A 16756-nucleotide genomic window follows, 5' to 3' on the forward strand; every position below is an offset into this window, starting at 1 on the left:
CGCTGACGCGGCCCCGCTCGCCGGGGCGGGAGCGGGTCCGGGAGCCAGGCTCGGGCACCCGGACCCGCCCTACCGGCCACTCCACTGGCGCCGCATGGTCCAGTGTTCGGAGGCGGTGTCCCGGGAGATGTCGATGATGCTGGGCTGCCCCGTCTCGGACTCGGCGGAGACGCGGAGCAGGTGGATCTGCGTGGCCGGTACGCCCGGGCCCCCGGGCCGGGCGGGCCAGTCGCCGATGATCCGGCGGACGCGGAAGGTGTGGCCGCGCCAGGTGAACTGGGCGGGGTGGCCACGGTCGGTGGAGCGGACGTGGATCTGGTCGTTCTGGAGACTCACGCCGCCCACCTTATCGAACGCCTGTTCGAAAAGGTCAAGTCTTCCTGCGATGACGTAGGTCGCCTTACTGTGGGTTCGCTACAGGAACACCCGGCCCCGGCGGGCGCGGTCGCGCAGGGCGGCCATCCTGCGCGTGTTGCTGGGGCGGTGCGAGAGCAGGTGGTAGAGCAGCAGGGAGCAGCCCCGGTCGGTGTGCGCGCGGGCGGCCATCTCGCCCAGGTTCACACGCGGGTACAGGGCGGGTCCGCCCGCGAGGAGCCGCACCGCGTGGGTGCCCTCGGGCGCGTGGGCGTGGGCGTGGTCGTCGGCCGTGTACTCGGCGGCTCGGGAGAGTGCCGCGCCCAGGCCGGGGACGAGGTCGGCGCCCAGGGTCGCCAGTCGCCGCCAGTACCCCGTGTGCCCGGCGGCGACGTGGCCCACCTGGTGGGCCACGAGGAAGGCGAGGGCGTCGCGGTCGCGCAGCTCTCCGCGGTCGAACAACGTGTCGGGCAGCACCAGGTAGCGCCGGAGACCGTGCGCGGCGGCGTCGGCGCGGGCCGAGCACGGGCGGGTGCGGACGTAGGCCTCCGGGGTGCGGTTCAGCCCCATCTCCCGGGCCAGTTCGACCACCACCCGGTACGCCTCGGGGAACTGGGTGGGCGAGATCCGGACGGACTCCGCGCGTTCGCGGGCGTAGCGCAGTCCGCGCACGGACCAGCAGGCCAGGGGGACCGCGGCCAGGGCCAGGGCCGTCCAGAGCGGAGAGCCCGACACGGTCCACACCAGCCGCAGCAGCACCGCGGCCAGGGTGAGCGTCACCGTCACGCCGAGCGCGAGCAGGGGTCTCTCCCAGGGATGTGCGGCGGCCGGGACGACCTCCTCGTCGGGGTCGGTCGGGTGCGGGTCGAGCGCCCGACCGTGGGGCGCGGTCCGGCGCGGTGGCCACGCGCCGGGCGCCGTGGTGCAACCGGGGACTCCGTGGACCGCGCCGGTCGCGAACACCCCTCCAGACGGCGTGGCATGATGACGCATACTGCTCCCCTCGGGCCGCCCTTGACCAGGAATGACTACTCCCTGTGCCTAAATATTACTTTCCGCTGTCCCCGGAGGGGTGCGGAGCTGGCGGCGTGTCCGGGGTCAGGGGCGTTCGTGGCGGCGGAACTCCTCGGCGAGCTCGTCCAGGAACTGGTCGACCTGGGCCGGGTCGTACCCCGGGCGCGCGCGGGTGGTGGCGAACTGGACCCGCTCCACCTCGGCGGCGGTGAGGGTGGCCCGGTCCGGCCTGCCCTGGAGCAGGACCTCCAGTGTGTACTCGGCGCGGTCCAGGAAGTCGTCCACCTCCTGCTCGTTGTAGCCGGTGGTCAGTCGGGTGGTGGCGAAACGCTTCTCCCTGATGTCCCGGGGCGCCATCCGTGGTCCGTGCGCGGCCGGTGGGGTGGGCTGCGGGCCGGGGTGGGGCGGTCCCGGGTAGCCGCTCCCGGGGTGGGGCTGGCGGGGTCCGCCCCGGTCGGGGTGCGGGGGCAGCGGCGGCGGGGCGGACTGGCCCAGGCCGCGACCGGCGAGGTCGGCCACGACGAGGTCGAGGAAGTCGTCCACCTCGTCCTCGCGGTAGCCGGGGCTCATCCGGGTGGTGCGGAACCGGGAGTTGCGGATCTCCTCGGCGGTGAGCAGCGGACCCGTGCGCGGCCCGCCCTCCAGGGCCACCAGGGTCGCCTCGATCCGGTCGAGGAGGGCGTCCACGTCCTCCTCGTTGTAGCCCGGGCGCAGTCGCACCGTGTGGAACTTCTTGTCGCGGATGTCCGCCGGTGTCAGAGGCATGGTCCCCATTGTGCAGTTCACGAGGTTCGTAGGTGTGGAATCACGCGTCCGCGTGTGCGTTCGGCGGGGTCGGCCCGATCGGAGGTGCCGTGTGGCCGCCTCCCGTGCCGTGCCCGAACGCGTGCGGGGCGGGGGCGCGTGAGGGCTGGGGGGAACTCATGGTTCGCATTATGCCGAGGGAGGGTGGCCCGTGCCATGCCGGCCGGTAGTTCTGGCCGGGTGAGGACGCGGACGCCCCCTGGACGGGCGTCCCTCCGGGCGGGGCCTTCTTCGTAAGACGCGCCGTCGGAGTGGAGGTTTACCCGTTCCCAAAAGAATGACGGGAATTTATTCGGGCGGTTACTCAGTGTTTCCATGCGTTCCATCGTGATAGTTTTGAGATCAGTGATCATGCATTTGATCTTTGGGTGGACTGTACTCTTTTCGTAGGGAATGGAAAGTAACTCAGCCGGTTCTTTCGGCCCTTGCCCTCTGCGGGCCGAAACCGTGCACGCTCTCTATTTTCGCAGGTCATGGGCTTCTGTGTGCCCTGGCCGTCCCCCATTCGACCCTGGTCCGTGATTCCGCGTTCCGAGACTTCCCGCCTTTGTGTTCCGGCGGTGGAAGCCCAGACCAGGCCTGGCCCCGAACCATGTGGGCCCGGACGATCCACACGAGGATTGATCTTGAAGAACGCTTCTCGAATCTCCGCGCGTCGCGTGTTCCAGGGCGGCTTCGCCTTCGCCGCGCTGGGTGCCATGACCCTGGGCGCGGCCTCGCCCGCCCACGCCGACACCTACGGGTGGGGCTACGCCTCGGCCCTGGGTGCCTCCGAGGCCACCCAGACCTACATCACCAAGGACCAGACGGTCTCCGACTCCTTCAGCGGCGCCATCGACAACTGGCTGACCGTCGAGGGCACCACCACCGCCACCGTGAACGCCAGCGGCGCCACCGGTACCGCCGTCGTGGAGACCGCTCGCATCGTCATCACCGAGGACGACCTCCCCGGCATCCTCGACCCCGAGGACGACGACGATGACGATGACGACGATGATGACGAGGAGACCCCGGAGGACGACGACTCCGAGGACGACGACGCCGAGGGCGAGGACGACTCCGACGACTCCGAGGGCCCCGGCGACGACACCGACACCGAGACCCCCGGTGACGGCGGGGACGACACCACCCCCGAGCAGCCCTCCGAGCAGCCGACCGACGAGCCGGACGCCCAGCCCTCGCAGGAGCCGGGCGACTCCTCCGACGAGACCGACACCACCGAGGCGGCCACCACCTCCGCCGAGGTCATCGAGCTCGACGAGGAGAACTCCGAGCTGGTCGACGGCGGCGGCGAGGTTCTGCTCGATACCACCATCAACGGTGCCAGCGTCTCCACCAGCCAGAGCTGGGGCGGCGAGGTCAGCCACAACTTCAACGGCGATGGCGAGTACACGTTCCAGGCCGAGGTCGAGGGCCAGACCTACGAGCTGGTCGTCGCGCTGGAGCCCGTCACCGGGGTCTACGAGACCGAGGACGCCGGCTTCGTCTGGAACGACGCCGTCACCGACATGTACATCACCTTCAGCGTCAACGACGAGATCGTCTCCGGCTTCCTGATCGCCGAGAGCGCCGCCGGTATCACCACCGGCACCGTCGGCGGTGGCGAGGGCGACGGCTCCGGTGGTGGCGACACCAAGAACCCGGAGAAGAAGGAGCGCGACGAGAAGTCGGTTCCCAAGACCGACGCCAAGGACGCCAAGCCGCTGGCCGCGACCGGTTCGCCGATCGCCGGTCTGATCGCGGCCGGTGCCGCGATCGCCGCCGGTGGTGGCGCCGCCGCCTACCTGGCGCGCCGCAAGAAGAAGTCCGGCGAGGACACCCCCGACACCAACGAGGGCTAGTCACCGGGGCCAGGGCGTGCGGGGCGAGTGGCGCGGCCGGGCCGGTGTGACGACGGGGCGGGTCCCGGGGAGAGATCCCCGGGGCCCGTTTCCGTGTGCGGGATCAGCCGCGCAGCAGGTAGGCGGCCAGGCCCCGGGCGATGGAGTCGGCGGCGCGTTCGCGCCACTCGGGGTCCTCCAGGAGTTCGGCGTCCTGGGTGTTGCGCATGTTCCCGGCCTCCAGGAACACCTTCGGCACCGTGGACATGTTCAGGCCGCCCAGGTCGGTGCGCTCGTCCAGACCCTCATCCGCGAGATAGTCCGCGTAGGGGATGTCGCTGCCCTCGAGGTACTCGCGGCGCAGGTCCTCGGCGAGCAGCGCCGAGGGCTCGACGATGTCCTCGGTGAACCCGCTCACCTCACCGGGGGCGATGACGTGGAACCCGCGCCCCGAACCCGGACCACCGTCCGCGTGGATGGACAGGGCCACGTCCGCGTCGTTGTCGTTGCCGATCTCGGCCCGCTCGTTGACGCACGGCCCCACGCCCTCGTTGTCCTCACGGGTGAGGACCACCGTCGCGCCGTCGGCCTCCAACCGCTCCTTCACCAGTAGGGACAGCTCCCAGTTGAACTCGTGTTCGGGGTAGCCGTTGACGCTCTCGGCCCCCACCGTGTCGCAGGCCTTCTCGCCGGGACCGGCGGGAACCAGGGCGTTGATCTCACTCGGCGCCGACGCGTTCCCGCCGTTGTGGCCAGGATCGATGACCACGACGCGGTCGCCGAGGGGGCCGACACCGGGCGGCGCGGTCTCGTCGTCGGCCACGGCGCCGTTCCCGGCCCCGTCCTCCGGGCCGGGCAGCGGTGGTGCTGCGGTCGGGTCGGACCCGGCCGCACCTCCGGCCGGGGGCGTGCAGCCCGCGGTCCAGACGACGGCGAGCGAGAGCAGGGCCAGGGCGCGGGTGGCGCGGCTCCGGCGCCCTGAAGGTGCGCAGACGAGCATGCGTCAAACCTAGCCGCTGTCCGTGACCCCGCCGTACCCGTACAGAGCCGGACGAAAGGTGCCCGTTCCACGCCCGTTCTCGTCCCGGTCGTCACGGGAGTCGGGTTCGCCCGCGTGCCTCGTGCCGTTTCCGGGGCGGCTCCCGGGAGCGCGTCGCCTCGGGTCGGAGCCTGGTCGATGGCGCGTTCCGCCGACCGGCGCGGCGGCCCCCACGGCCGAACCAGGGGTTGGGGCCGTCGTCCACAGGGCCGGGCGAACGGTTTCCGTTTTGTGATCTAGCGACTAGGCTCACCGTGTGGAACGTCCCGCACACGGAACTCCACACCCGACCCGAACCCCGATCGGCGGCGGGGCGCACACCCCCGTCTCCGGAACACCGCACCCGGCTCGCCAGGTCGGCCGGACCACCCCGCTCCGACGCGACGTCGCCGGACCGGCCCCGGCCCGAGAGCCGGGCATCCCCCAGATACAACAGGAGTGTTGTGGTGACTCCCGCCAAACCGTCCGTCCGCCGCGCCCTGGTGGGCGGCACCCTCTTCGTCGCCCTCGGCGCGTTGGGGGTCGTGGCCGCCCTCCCCGCCTCGGCCGACCAGCTGGTCTGGGCCAACGCTCGGGCGCGGGTGGCCGACGGCGATCTCGTCTCGGGCCACTCCGAGGCCCTGGGATTCGGGGTCGAGACCGAGGACGCGGCCCCCGCCGAACCCGCCCAGGGCCCGCTGTCCGCCTTCACCCGGATCACGGGGGAGGGCCGCACCCTGGTCAACGACCGGGGTGCGCTGTCCCAGACGGTGGTCGAGCGGGCGACGGTGCGGATCGGTGTCGACGACCTGGTCGGGCTCGGCCTGGTCGACCCCGGGCAGGGCCGGGTCGAGGTGCCGGGGCGGACCCCCTCTCCGGAGCCGGAGCCCGATTCCGCGCCTCCGGGCGTGAACGACGACGGCGCGCACGAGCGGGAGGACACCGGTCAGGGCCCCCGCCAGGCGGAGCGGCCCACGCCGGACGCGCCCTTCCACGACCCTTCGGAGGAGCCGGGCGCCTCGCCCTCCGACGACGACACGGTGGCCCTCGGCGAGGGAGCGTCCGAGACCGTCTCGGCGGACGCCAACGCGATCGAGTTCTCCCTCACGGACGTGCGGACCAGTGCGGCCGCGGCCTACGACGGGTCGACCGAGACGACCTTCGAGTACGGGGAGCTGAGCGCCTTCGGTGTGCCGGTCGCCGACTTCGACGGCGACCACCGTGTGGAGGAGACCCTGGAGGTCCTCGACGAACGGGGCGACACCCGCGCGGAGGTGCCGGTCAGCATCCGCTTCGTCGCGGTCTCCGAGGCCTTCGACGACGAGGACGAGGACTGGGAGGGCGAGGGCGTGCGTTCGGCCCTCACGGTGTCGGTCGTGGTGGGCGACCCCGAGCTGGGGCAGGGGTTCACCGCGGACTTGGCCGACTCCTGGGCGATCGGCTCCACCCACATCGCACCGGAGGCGCCCGGCGAGGGCGAGCGCGGCGAGGGGGAGCGGGAGACGTCGGTGGCGAGCCAGCGGCTGGCCACCACCGGGAGTTCCCTGGCCGCCCTGGTCACCGCGGCGGTGGTGGCGGTCGGCGGCGGGGCCACGGCCACCTTCCTGGCGCGCAAGCGCACCACGGCCATGGACGACCAGATCGAGGACTGACCCGGGCGCCCCGGCGGGCGGCCCGGTCACGGGCTGGGTGCGGCGCGGTCCGTGTCGGAGCGCCTCCGCGCCACCGGTCCGCCCAGGGGCGGGCGTGCGGCGGCGCGGAGGAGGAATCCGCGCGGTGCGGCGTCGCGGTGAGGGCACGGCGTGAGGGAGGGCGGGCCACCGTGTCGGGGTGGCCCGCCCTGGAAAATCCTGTCAGCCGGAGCGTGTCCGGCCGTTCCCCCCGGAATCGGCACAGACCGGGGAGATCACTCCGTGCGCTGGCTGGGGATTCCGGCCAGCAGGGCGCGGACCTCAGTCTCGCGGTAGCGGCGGTGGCCACCCAAGGTGCGGATCGAGGTCAGCTTGCCCGCCTTGGCCCAGCGCGTCACGGTCTTGGGGTCAACGCGGAACATGGTGGCAACCTCGGCGGGGGTCAACAGGGGCTCCGCCTCGGGCGTGCGAGTCGACATGTGTACGGCCTCTCCTCCTGGATCTGTGTGCCGATCCTTGAGCCTGATTCCTGGCACTTGGCCCGGATGTCCAATAGTCCCACTTGGTCCTATTGATATCACCCGAGGTGTTTGCGCGACCACTCCAAGCAACTTTGCACGTGGGAGGCCATTGAAAGCCGCCCGTGGCCGCGTCACGCTAAGTGATTCTAGCGACACGTTTAGTGGCATGTGGCGTATTCGGTCAAAACTTCGTTCTCGGGCCTCGTTTTTCTCGATCCGGAGCACCCGAAGTGCTAGGGCGGGCCGACCGAAATCCGGAGGGCGGGTCTGGGGGAGGAGGGTGCAGGCCCTGGTCGGTCGCGGATCGGGGCGGGGCCGAGTGGGGTGGCGTGCGGGGTGCCGCTCCGGCGGGGCTTCGGGGTCGGGCTGCGCGCATCCTCGGCGCAGCAGGGCTTCCTGGTTACTCTGTGTGCTCTCTGTGGTCGGCTCGCTACAGTCTACGCCGATCCGTATCGGGCGTTATGCCCAGTTTCACGGTGCTTGGTGGCGGGTCTCCTTCGAGTGGCTTCCCGCGCCTCCGTCACGTGCGAAAAGACGGATTCGTGTGCCGGAGAAACCTGGTGTACCAGGTTGCGGTGCGGCGTGGCGCCGCCCCGCTCCGGACCCGGCCCCGTTAGGGATGACGACAGGGGCCCCAGGGTGTCCACGAAAGCTCGACCGTGCCATGACCGTCAGTTGGCGTGCTCCAGGGCGCGCACCGACCTCCAGCGCCTCGTCAGCCTCTCCCGCAACTCCTTCACCCGGGCCGCGTCGCCCTTGGCGAGCGCCTCCACCGCCTCGGCCACCTCGCCCACCGAGTGGTCCTCGCTCAGGTGGTCGTCGCTCAGCAGGTGCGGCAGCCCCCCGTAGTCCAGTTCGAGGAGCGACTCCGGGTGCGCTGTCGTGGCCAGCCACTCCGTGAGCCGCTCCGCCGCGGCCGACACCGCGTGCTCCCCGACGCGCTCCCGCAGGACCGCCGCCGTGTGGTCCAGGCGACGCCTGGCCTGCGCGGTCCTGGTCAGGTACAACAGGGTCCTGGTCCGGCCCGCGGACAGCACCAGGCACCGCTCCTGGGGCTCGAACGCGACGAACCACGGAATCGGGATCGTCCAGGTGCTCGACAGGATGCCGGGCCGGGCCTCCGCGCCGGAGGCCCGCCACTGCCGGTAGCCGGTCTCGGCCCGGTCCGCCTCCCGGGCGGGGACGAACGCCTCCAACTGGGCGCGCGGCATGGACCCGGCGAACTCCTCGAACGCCCGCCAGCACCGCAGACGGGTCTGCCACGGGCAGACGTACAGCCGCTCGTTCACCCGGCGCAGGTACGCGTCACCGCTCTCCTCCGAGGGCGCCACCACGGGCGGCGTGGCGATGGTCCTCCCCAGGCTCTCCGCGTGCTCGGCGGCCAGGGCGTTCACGCGTTTGGGCCGGTCCGCGGACTCCGCGTACCCCTCCCAGTGCCGCCGGTCACGAGGGGAGAAGGCCGTGATCGGCTGGTAGACGCGCAGATAGGCGGTGTAGGGCAGCACGATCGCATCGTGGCACAGATCGTTGCGTCTGGCACTCACCGTGAGAACGGGCAGGCAGGATGGTGTTGCGTGCGCACACCACACCCGTCACACCCGGGTGGCGTAGGCACGGTGGGGTCCGACCAGGTACGGTTGTATGTGTACGTAAGCTGGCGCCAGCCGTCAGTCGCGTTTGACGGCCGTCAGCCCGGTAGTGCGGGTTAGTAAGTGATCTGGGGTTCGTCGGAACCCAATCGTTGAGGGGGTCGAGCCAATGGGGCGCGGCCGAGCCAAGGCCAAGCAGCAGAAGGTCGCCCGGAAGCTCAAGTACAGCTCCGGTGGGACCGACCTTGAGCGGCTGCGGTCGGAGCTGGGTGTCGCTGAGGACGAGGGGTCTCCCTCCGGGCCGTCGGGTCCGGACGATTCCTACACGGAACCTCAGGACGACCTGATCGACCGCTACGCGGATCTTGCCGACAAGTACTCGGACTCCGACAAGTAGACGTCGGGGCCGGACGAGTCTTTCGGGTCGCTCGGACAACAACCGCTGACCTGTGGCGGTCACGGCTCCCCCTGGGAGCCGTCGCGGACAGGTGCATATAGCCGGTGCGAACCACCTCGGTGGTTCGCACCGGCTATATTCGCGTCCTTCGGACACGGACCGGTGCGGTCTAGCCGTTCCGGTACTCACCGTTCAGTACGGCCCGTCCGGAGCCGCCCTTCACCACGCCCAGGCGCCAGGCCTCCACGCCGCGCCCGGCGAGAACGGCCAGCGCACGGTCGGCGTCGCCCTCCGCGACGACCACCACCATGCCCACGCCCATGTTGAACGTGGCCTCCATGTCCTCGCGGCCGACCCCGCCCTTCTCGGCCAGGTAGCCGAACACCGGGGCCGGGGCCCAGGTGGAGCGGTCCAGCTCGGCGTCCAGGTCGTCCGGCAGCGACCGGGACAGGTTGGCCGCCAGCCCTCCGCCGGTGATGTGCGAGTAGGCGTGCACCTCCACCTCGGCGGTCAGCGCCACGCAGTCCTTCGCGTAGACGCGGGTCGGCGTGAGCAGCACCTCGCCCAGAACGCCGCCGAGCTCGGGCACCTCGGAGAACAGGTCCAGGTCGGCCCGGTCCACGATGTGGCGGATCAGCGAGTAACCGTTGGAGTGCGGGCCGGAGGAGGCCATCGCGATGACGGCGTCCCCCTCGCGCACCCGGTCCGGGCCCAGGATCGCGTCGCCCTCGACCACCCCCGTGCCGGCGCCGGCCAGGTCGTACTCCTCCGGGGCCATCGCACCCGGGTGTTCGGCCGTCTCGCCGCCGATGAGCGCGCACCCGGCCTGGTGGCAGCCCTCGGCGATGCCGCCGACGATCTCCGCGATCCGTTCGGGCACCACGGCGCCCGTCGCGACGTAGTCGGTCATGAAGAGGGGTTCGGCGCCGCTGACGACCAGGTCGTCGACGACCATCCCGACCAGGTCGATGCCGATGGTGTCGTGCCGGTCCATCTGCTGGGCGAGCATGACCTTCGTGCCCACGCCGTCGGTGGAGGTGGCCAGGACCGGGTCCCGGTACTTCGCCGTGTCGAGCCGGAACAGGCCCGCGAAACCGCTGGCGTCGGTGACCTGCTCGGGTCGGCGGGTGCGCGCGACGTGACGCTTCATCAGGTCGACGGCGCGCTCACCGGCGGCGATGTCGACGCCCGCGGCCGCGTACGCGCCCGTCGCCCCTGTGCTGTCGGCTGCCACGCGAGTTCTCCTCGTGTTCGGTGGTGTGCGGTGTGCGGTGTGCGCTGCTGCGCGGTCCCCGGGGCCCGTTCCAGGGCACGCCGGAGGGTCCGGAAGGGAGGCCCCGCCGGGGCGCGGCGGGCCGGTGCCCGCCGCGCGTCACTTGTGGCTGGTGGCCAGGGTGGAGCCCTCGGGGGTGCCGCAGGCCTTCTCCAGCAGGTACTTGCCCTGCGCGTCGGAGTTGACCTCCAACGGGTACACCCCGTCGAAGCAGGCCCGGCAGAGCTGGTCCTTGGGCTGCTCGGAGGCGGCGATGAGCTCCTCCAGGTCCACGTAGGCCAGCGAGTCGGCGTTGACCGACTCGGCGATCTCCTCCACCGACAGGTTCGCGGCGATGAGCTCGGCGCGGGTGGCGAAGTCGATGCCGTAGTAGCAGGGCCACAGCACGGGCGGGCTGGAGATGCGCACGTGCACCTCGGCGGCGCCCGCGTCGCGCAGCATCCGGACCAGGGCCCGTTGGGTGTTGCCGCGCACGATCGAGTCGTCCACGACCACCAGTCGGCGGCCCTCGATGACCTCGCGCAGGGGGTTCAGCTTGAGCCGGATACCGAGCTGGCGCAGGGTCTGGCTGGGCTGGATGAAGGTGCGGCCCACGTAGGAGTTCTTCACCAGGCCCTGGGCGAAGGGGATGCCGCTCGCCTCCGCGTACCCCACGGCGGCGGGGGTGCCGGACTCGGGAACCGGGATCACGAGGTCGGCCTCGACCGGGTGCTCCCGGGCCAGGCGGCGACCCACCTCGACGCGGGTGGAGTTCACGTTGCGCCCGTTGATGGTGGTGTCGGGGCGGGCGAGGTAGACGTACTCGAACAGGCAGCCCTTGCGGGCGGCCGGGGCGAAGCGGCTGGAACGGACCCCGTCGCCGTTGATCACGAGGAGTTCGCCCGGTTCGATCTCGCGGACCACGGTGGCGCCCACGATGTCGAGGGCGGCCGTCTCGCTGGCCACCACCCATCCGCCGGAACCGGAGTTCGCGCCGAGGCGGCCGAGCACGAACGGGCGGATGCCCTGGGGGTCGCGCGCGGCGTAGAGGGTGTCCTCGTCCATGAAGACCAGGGAGAAGGCGCCCCGCACCAGCGGCAGCAGTTCCTGGGCCGCCTCCTCCAGGGAGTGGCCCTCCCTGGCCCGTGACGCGAGGAGGTTGGTGAGCACCTCGGTGTCGGTGGTGGCGCCCCGGCGCTGGTCGGGCAGCATCGCGGCCAGTTCGGGGGTGTTGATGAGGTTGCCGTTGTGGCCGAGCGCCAGACCCCCCTCACGCGCGGTGTAGAAGGTCGGCTGGGCGTTCTCCCACACCGGTGAACCGGTGGTGGAGTAACGGCAGTGGCCGATCGCGAGGTGGCCCTTCAGGGAGTCGAGCGTCGCCTCGTTGAAGACCTGGGAGACGAGTCCCATGTCCTTGTAGACGACGATCCGCTCCCCATCGCTCGTGGCGATGCCCGCGGATTCCTGCCCGCGGTGCTGGAGCGCGTAGAGGCCGAAGTAGGTGAGCTTGCTGACTTCTTCGCCGGGTGCCCAGACCCCGAAAACGCCGCAGGCGTCCTGCGGGCCGCGTTCGAGCGGATCGAGGTCCATGGAGAGCCGGCCGTCGGAGTACGACACACGCACAGCTTAGCCGCTGGCCGACGGCGGGTGGTCACTCGGGGGCGGAGTGACCACCGGTACGCCCGTGACCGGGCCACAGCGGCAGGTGGGCGGACAGGTCGGAGCGCACGCCGCTGGCCCGGACCCCGTGGTCGCCCACCGCGCCGTCCCAGTCGGCCTCGCCCACGGCCAGGCGCAGCCACGTGAGGGGGTCGGTCTCGACCACGCCGGGCGGGGTGCCCCGTGTGTGCGCGGGCCCCTCGATGACCTGGACGGCCCCGTACGGCGGGACGCGCACCTCCAGGCTGCGTCCCGGAACCCGGTCGGCGAGCACCGCCAGGCTGCACCTGACGGCCGCCTTGAGGGCGGGGCGGAGCGGTTCCCGCGCGCGCAGGACCGCCCGCGCGGCCCCGGCGACGGCCTCCTCGTCGGTGCCCTCGAAGGCGGGTTCGCCCAGGGCGGAGAGCTGTTCGTCCAGGGCGGAGCGCAGTCGGCGCACGGCACTCGGGGTCAGGGCGGTAGGCATGGTCAAGATCCTAGGGCGAGCCGCTGACGGGAGCGGGTTCGCGGAGGTCACGGACCTGACGGCCGAGGCGTCAGGAAGGGTTAACGCCCGGGGTGCTTGTCATTGCGGGCGAAGGGACCCAAGGTTGATATCGGGGGCTTCGGGGGGAACTGTCCGTCGGTCTCCGGCCGATCGAGTGATTCGTGTCTCAACGCCCCGCTGGCCAGGGGGAGCGGGACACGGTAGCGTCCCGAACCGTCCCGGTGTCGTCCGAGATTGGGAGGATTGCGAGGGGACCCGCGCACGTGGCGTTCCACGCGTCGACACAGACAGATGAACGAGGGGTGACCATACCCGGACCCGCCTCCCCCGATCGGGGTCCGAGCGTGCGCACACCGCACTGTCGCGCTGAAGCAGCTGGTCAGCGCCCTTAACATCCACCAAGGAAGACCACCGCACCATCGGGAGAACGACGTGCGCCTGCGCTTGCGCCCGCGTGATGACAGTTACTACGAGATGTTCACCGACTCGGCGAACAACCTGGTCATCGGAGCCCGCCTGCTGGTGGAGCTGATGAGCGACGGGGCCGACCGTGAGGCCATCACCGAGAAGATGCGTGCCTGCGAGCACGCCGGCGACGACGCCACCCACGCGATCATGCGTCGGCTCAACAAGAGCTCGGCGCCTCCCCTCCACCGGGAGGACATCTACCGTCTGGCCTCCAACCTCGACGACGTCATCGACTCCATGGAGGCCGCCGTCGACCTCATCAACCTGTACGGGTTGGAGCAGCTGCCCAAGGGCATCATCGACCAGATCGAGGTGTTGGAGAGGGCGGCCGAGCTCACCGCCGAGGCGATGCCCCGGCTGCGGAGCATGAAGGACCTCACCCGCTACTGGATCGAGATCAACCAGCTCGAGAACCAGGCCGACCGCATCTACCGCAAACTCCTGGCGAAGCTCTTCAGCGGCGAGTACGACGCGCTGACCGTGCTCAAGCTCAAGGACGTCATCGAGGAGCTGGAGACCGCCGCCGACGCCTTCGAGCACGTGGCCAACACCGTGGAGACCATCGTGGTGAAGAACGGCTGACGCTGGCCCGGCCGAACCCCTTGCCCAGCCCCCAGCCCCCTTCCCAGCCAGTCCCGCCCCCGCCCCCGTGCCGGTGGACCCCCGGCCGGCCGCGGCCCCTCGGACGCCCCGTCCCCGCCCCGACTCACGACCGAGGCGCGTAGGCCTCCAACGCGATGGCCAGGGCCAGCCTCATGCCGGGCTGGTCCAGGCCGAGCGGGGTCACCTCCGCCATCCTGCGCATCCGGTGCCGGACGGTGTTGGGGTGCACTCCCAGCTCCTCCGCCGCCGCGACGGGGTCGCCCTGTGCGCGGAGCCAGGCGCGCAGGGTCCGCGCGTGGTCCGTGCCGTGCTCGGCGTCGTGCCGGGTCAGCACCGCCACCGGGCCGTCGGCGGGACGGCGGCCGGACGCCGACGCCATCCGCAGGCGGTGGATGAGCACGTCGCCCCAGGACTCGTCATAGGCCACAGCCGGCCCCTCGGGGCGCGCCGCGTGCAGGGTGAGGCTCTCGTCCGCCTCACGGCGGCTGGCGGCCAGCCCGGCCAGGTCGGCGGGGGCGCCGATCCCCGCGTTGACCACCACGTGGCCGGGCAGCCCGCGGGTGGTCTCCGCCACCCAGGCCCGGGCCGGCGCCGGGTCGGCCCCACAGGGCAGGACCGTGTAGACCGTGCTGCCGAACAAGGTGCTCCGCCCCTGGCGCGACCAGCCGAACCCCGTGGTGGCCCGCTCGAACGTCATCAGGGTGGCGGAGTGGCGTTCGTCCGGGGTGTGCGCCTGGAGGGCGACCACCCGGTGCGGGGTGGCGGCCAGCCCGAGGCGCCCGGCCGCCTCGGTCGGGTCCATCGCCCCCTCCAGGAGACGGCTGACCAGGTCCGACTCCACCTGGCGCTCCAGGTCGGCGCTGACCCGGGTTCGCAGCAGGTGCAGCGCCACCGTGCGCGCGCCCTCCGACAGCAGCGCCGAGCGCTCGGTGTCCAACGGTTCCTCACAGGCCGCCCACAGCGACCCCAGGAACTCCCGGCCCACCCGGACCGCCACCGCCGTACGGCCGCCCAGACCGAGCTCCGGCGCGGGCGGGAGGTAGACCGGGTCGACCGACGCTCCCAGGTGCGCGATGACCCCGGTGGCCCCCAGATGGCGCTGGAGCGCCTCGGGAACCCCGCGCCCCAGGATCGTGTCCCAACGGGCCTGGTCGGCCTCGGACTGCCGGTTCGAGTACGCCAGGACCCGCAGGCGGGGGTCCTCGATGGTCACCGGGCCGCCGACGCGCGCGGCGATCGTGTCCGCGAGCGCGGGCAGGTCGGCGGGACCGCGCCCCGCCTCGGTCTCCCCGCCCTCCAGGACCAACCCGAACACCACCCCGGCGACCTGCCCCCAGGACACCGAGGGGTCCACCGAGAGCAGGGCGATCCCGCGACCACGGGCGCGGGCGGCGGCCTCACCGCGCGGGTCCACCCCGTCCTCCCGCGCCACCCGCACCACCACCGCCAGGGCACGGGAGCGCTCGGCGAGCTCCACGGCGCGCAGCGGGTCCTGGACCCCCACGGCCAGCAGGACGTCCGCCTCCTCCGGCCCAGGGTCAGCCGGGTCGTGCACCGCGACCCCGCGCAACATGGTGTCCGCGGCCGGGCGCGGACCGACCAGACGGGTGTCGTACGTGCCGAGGATGGTGACCAGCCGGTCCAGCAACACCATCGAAACCACTCCCTTGGCGGACCGCCCGGACCGCGCGCGTTGTGCGGACTCCACACGAGCGTACGTCGAGATTGTTCGACCAGGACAATGGGTGCCGCCGGGTTACGGGAGAGACTCTGGACGGGTGCGGCACCGTACCCACCGTCCAGCACGCACAGGAGAACACGCCATGTCCGGGAAGGGCGCGGGCGCACCGCGTACCGTCATCGTCGTCGGGGCCGGGATCGTCGGTCTCTCGACCGCCTGGTTCCTCCAGAAGTACGGGGTCGGAGTCACCGTGGTCGACCGCGACTCGGTGGCCTCGGGATCGTCCTGGGGCAACGCGGGCTGGATCTCCCCGGGTCTGGCCATCCCGCTGAACGAGCCGGGCGTGCTCGGCAACGGCGTCAAGGCCCTGTTCGACCCCAGGGCCCCGTTGTCCATCCCGCCCACCACCGACACCGGCCTCCTGCACTTCCTGGCGTCGTTCGCCCTGAACAGCAGGCAGTCCACCTGGGAACGGGCCCTGCGCGCCAACGTGCCGCTCAGCTCGGCCTGCCTGGACGCCTTCGAGGAGCTCACCGAGGGCGGCGTGACCGCCAAGGTCGAGTCGTCCCCGATCACCGCGCTGTTCACCTCCAAGAAGAACGCCGCCCGGCTCCTCATGGAGCTGGACACCGCCAGCGAGGCCGGTCTGCCGCTGACCTACGCCGCCCTGGAGGGCGAGGCGGCCCGCGCGGGCCTGCCGCTCGCCTCCCGCGAGGTGAACGCGGGCGTGCGCATCGACGGACAGCGTTACGTCAACCCCGGCCTGTACACGCACGCGCTCGCGGACGCCGTGCGCGAACGCGGCGCAAGCGTGGTCGAGAAGTTCCGGGTCACCAAGGTCGAGGCCGCCCGCGACGGCGGCTTCCGGCTGCACTCCGCGCACGGCGAGACCGAGACGGGCGACGCCGTCGTGGTCGCCACCGGTGCCTGGCTCGGCCGCCAGGCACGCCCCTGGGGCGTCAACGTGCCGTTGCGCGCCGGACGCGGCTACAGCTTCATGGTCCCCACGGACCAGCCCGTCCCCGGCCCCGTGTACCTGCCCGAAGTCCGGGTGGCCTGCACGCCGCACGGGGAGGGGCTGCGGGTCGCCGGAACCATGGAGTTCCGGGCCATCGACGCCCCGTTCCGCGACGAGCGGGTCCGGGCGATCACCGAGTCCGCCGCCCCGTACCTGGACGGCGTGAACCTGGGCAAACGCACCGACGAGTGGGTCGGCTCCAGACCCGTCACCTCGGACGGCCTCCCTCTCATCGGGGAGACCGACGTCCCCGGGCTCTTCGTGGCGGGCGGCCACGGCATGTGGGGACTCACCCACGGGCCGATCACCGGGCGCCTCCTCGCGAGGACGGTCGCCACCGGCACGACCGCCCCGGCGCTGCTCCCCTTCGACCCCACCCGCTGAGGTTCGACCGACGACACCCAGCAGGTCCCGTCAGCGCCCCGCCGAACCCCGGCGGG

15 protein-coding genes are annotated in these 16756 nt (G+C 71.9%); 5 read left to right on the plus strand and 10 right to left on the minus strand.

The features are described from left to right. Nucleotides 1–69 precede the first annotated feature (69 nt). From ABZ635_RS00225 to ABZ635_RS00235, 3 genes are all read right to left on the minus strand, one after another. Nucleotides 70–336, minus strand: coding sequence for a DUF6504 family protein (locus ABZ635_RS00225; protein ID WP_357756517.1), 267 nt, complete (start codon nt 334–336; stop codon nt 70–72). 78 nt (nt 337–414) lie between these two features. After that, nucleotides 415–1155: a M48 family metallopeptidase gene (locus ABZ635_RS00230; RefSeq protein ID WP_357756911.1), complete on the minus strand. Its 741-nt coding sequence runs from the start codon at nt 1153–1155 to the stop codon at nt 415–417. Nucleotides 1156–1452: 297 nt separating this feature from the next. Then, nucleotides 1453–2142, minus strand: a complete 690-nt coding sequence (locus tag ABZ635_RS00235; protein WP_357756520.1) for a DivIVA domain-containing protein — start codon at nt 2140–2142, stop codon at nt 1453–1455. Nucleotides 2143–2798: 656 nt separating this feature from the next. Here ABZ635_RS00235 and ABZ635_RS00240 point away from each other — a divergent pair. Next, nucleotides 2799–4013: a hypothetical protein gene (locus ABZ635_RS00240; RefSeq protein ID WP_357756524.1), complete on the plus strand. Its 1215-nt coding sequence runs from the start codon at nt 2799–2801 to the stop codon at nt 4011–4013. A gap of 103 nt (nt 4014–4116) precedes the next feature. On the opposite strand, the gene ABZ635_RS00245 is transcribed toward ABZ635_RS00240, so the two are convergent. Further along, entirely contained in the window at nt 4117–4992 is an 876-nt protein-coding gene (locus ABZ635_RS00245; protein WP_357756527.1) for an N-acetylmuramoyl-L-alanine amidase, read from the minus strand. A 485-nt stretch (nt 4993–5477) separates the two neighbouring features. Between ABZ635_RS00245 and ABZ635_RS00250 the strand changes: the two genes are divergently transcribed. Next, nucleotides 5478–6662: a hypothetical protein gene (locus ABZ635_RS00250; protein WP_357756530.1), complete on the plus strand. Its 1185-nt coding sequence runs from the start codon at nt 5478–5480 to the stop codon at nt 6660–6662. Nucleotides 6663–6916: 254 nt separating this feature from the next. Here the strand turns inward: ABZ635_RS00250 and bldC are convergent, their stop codons facing one another. Next, nucleotides 6917–7120: a developmental transcriptional regulator BldC gene (gene bldC, locus ABZ635_RS00255; RefSeq protein WP_013155387.1), complete on the minus strand. Its 204-nt coding sequence runs from the start codon at nt 7118–7120 to the stop codon at nt 6917–6919. Nucleotides 7121–7833: 713 nt separating this feature from the next. Further along, nucleotides 7834–8667, minus strand: coding sequence for a hypothetical protein (locus ABZ635_RS00260; protein ID WP_357756533.1), 834 nt, complete (start codon nt 8665–8667; stop codon nt 7834–7836). Between the two features lie 253 nt (nt 8668–8920). Between ABZ635_RS00260 and ABZ635_RS00265 the strand changes: the two genes are divergently transcribed. Further along, entirely contained in the window at nt 8921–9148 is a 228-nt protein-coding gene (locus ABZ635_RS00265; RefSeq protein ID WP_357756536.1) for a DUF3073 domain-containing protein, read from the plus strand. Between the two features lie 169 nt (nt 9149–9317). On the opposite strand, the gene purM is transcribed toward ABZ635_RS00265, so the two are convergent. The 3 genes from purM to ABZ635_RS00280 all read right to left on the minus strand — a co-directional run bounded on the left by purM (nt 9318) and on the right by ABZ635_RS00280 (nt 12525). Further along, on the minus strand, nt 9318–10382 hold the full coding sequence (gene purM, locus ABZ635_RS00270; protein ID WP_357756539.1) for a phosphoribosylformylglycinamidine cyclo-ligase: 1065 nt from the start codon (nt 10380–10382) through the stop codon (nt 9318–9320). A 138-nt stretch (nt 10383–10520) separates the two neighbouring features. Next, the gene (gene purF, locus ABZ635_RS00275) at nt 10521–12017 is read right to left on the minus strand and encodes an amidophosphoribosyltransferase (RefSeq protein WP_357756542.1); all 1497 of its coding nucleotides are present in this window, start codon (nt 12015–12017) and stop codon (nt 10521–10523) included. A 34-nt stretch (nt 12018–12051) separates the two neighbouring features. Beyond that, on the minus strand, nt 12052–12525 hold the full coding sequence (locus ABZ635_RS00280) for a sterol carrier family protein (RefSeq protein ID WP_357756543.1): 474 nt from the start codon (nt 12523–12525) through the stop codon (nt 12052–12054). Between the two features lie 453 nt (nt 12526–12978). On the opposite strand from ABZ635_RS00280, the gene ABZ635_RS00285 reads away from it, so the two are divergent. Then, nucleotides 12979–13596: a DUF47 family protein gene (locus ABZ635_RS00285; protein ID WP_357756546.1), complete on the plus strand. Its 618-nt coding sequence runs from the start codon at nt 12979–12981 to the stop codon at nt 13594–13596. 124 nt (nt 13597–13720) lie between these two features. Here the strand turns inward: ABZ635_RS00285 and ABZ635_RS00290 are convergent, their stop codons facing one another. Beyond that, nucleotides 13721–15271 (minus strand): helix-turn-helix domain-containing protein, encoded by a 1551-nt coding sequence (locus ABZ635_RS00290; protein WP_357756549.1) that lies wholly within the window; start codon nt 15269–15271, stop codon nt 13721–13723. A gap of 169 nt (nt 15272–15440) precedes the next feature. Here ABZ635_RS00290 and ABZ635_RS00295 point away from each other — a divergent pair, with 169 nt between their 5' ends. Next, nucleotides 15441–16700, plus strand: a complete 1260-nt coding sequence (locus ABZ635_RS00295; RefSeq protein WP_357756552.1) for an FAD-dependent oxidoreductase — start codon at nt 15441–15443, stop codon at nt 16698–16700. The last annotated feature ends 56 nt before the right edge of the window (nt 16701–16756 follow it).

The sequence above is a fragment of the Nocardiopsis sp. NPDC007018 genome (assembly GCF_040635075.1).
Classification (GTDB): domain Bacteria; phylum Actinomycetota; class Actinomycetes; order Streptosporangiales; family Streptosporangiaceae; genus Nocardiopsis.

What these genes read in the sequence shown, in the direction of transcription:
- ABZ635_RS00295 (WP_357756552.1), top strand. Translation starts at nt 15,441, where the DNA reads ATGTCCGGGAAGGGCGCGGGCGCACCGCGTACCGTCATCGTCGTCGGG.
- ABZ635_RS00290 (WP_357756549.1), bottom strand. Translation starts at nt 15,271, where the DNA reads ATGGTGTTGCTGGACCGGCTGGTCACCATCCTCGGCACGTACGACACC.
- ABZ635_RS00235 (WP_357756520.1), bottom strand. Translation starts at nt 2,142, where the DNA reads ATGGGGACCATGCCTCTGACACCGGCGGACATCCGCGACAAGAAGTTC.
- ABZ635_RS00265 (WP_357756536.1), top strand. Translation starts at nt 8,921, where the DNA reads ATGGGGCGCGGCCGAGCCAAGGCCAAGCAGCAGAAGGTCGCCCGGAAG.
- bldC (WP_013155387.1), bottom strand. Translation starts at nt 7,120, where the DNA reads ATGTCGACTCGCACGCCCGAGGCGGAGCCCCTGTTGACCCCCGCCGAG.
- ABZ635_RS00280 (WP_357756543.1), bottom strand. Translation starts at nt 12,525, where the DNA reads ATGCCTACCGCCCTGACCCCGAGTGCCGTGCGCCGACTGCGCTCCGCC.
- ABZ635_RS00245 (WP_357756527.1), bottom strand. Translation starts at nt 4,992, where the DNA reads ATGCTCGTCTGCGCACCTTCAGGGCGCCGGAGCCGCGCCACCCGCGCC.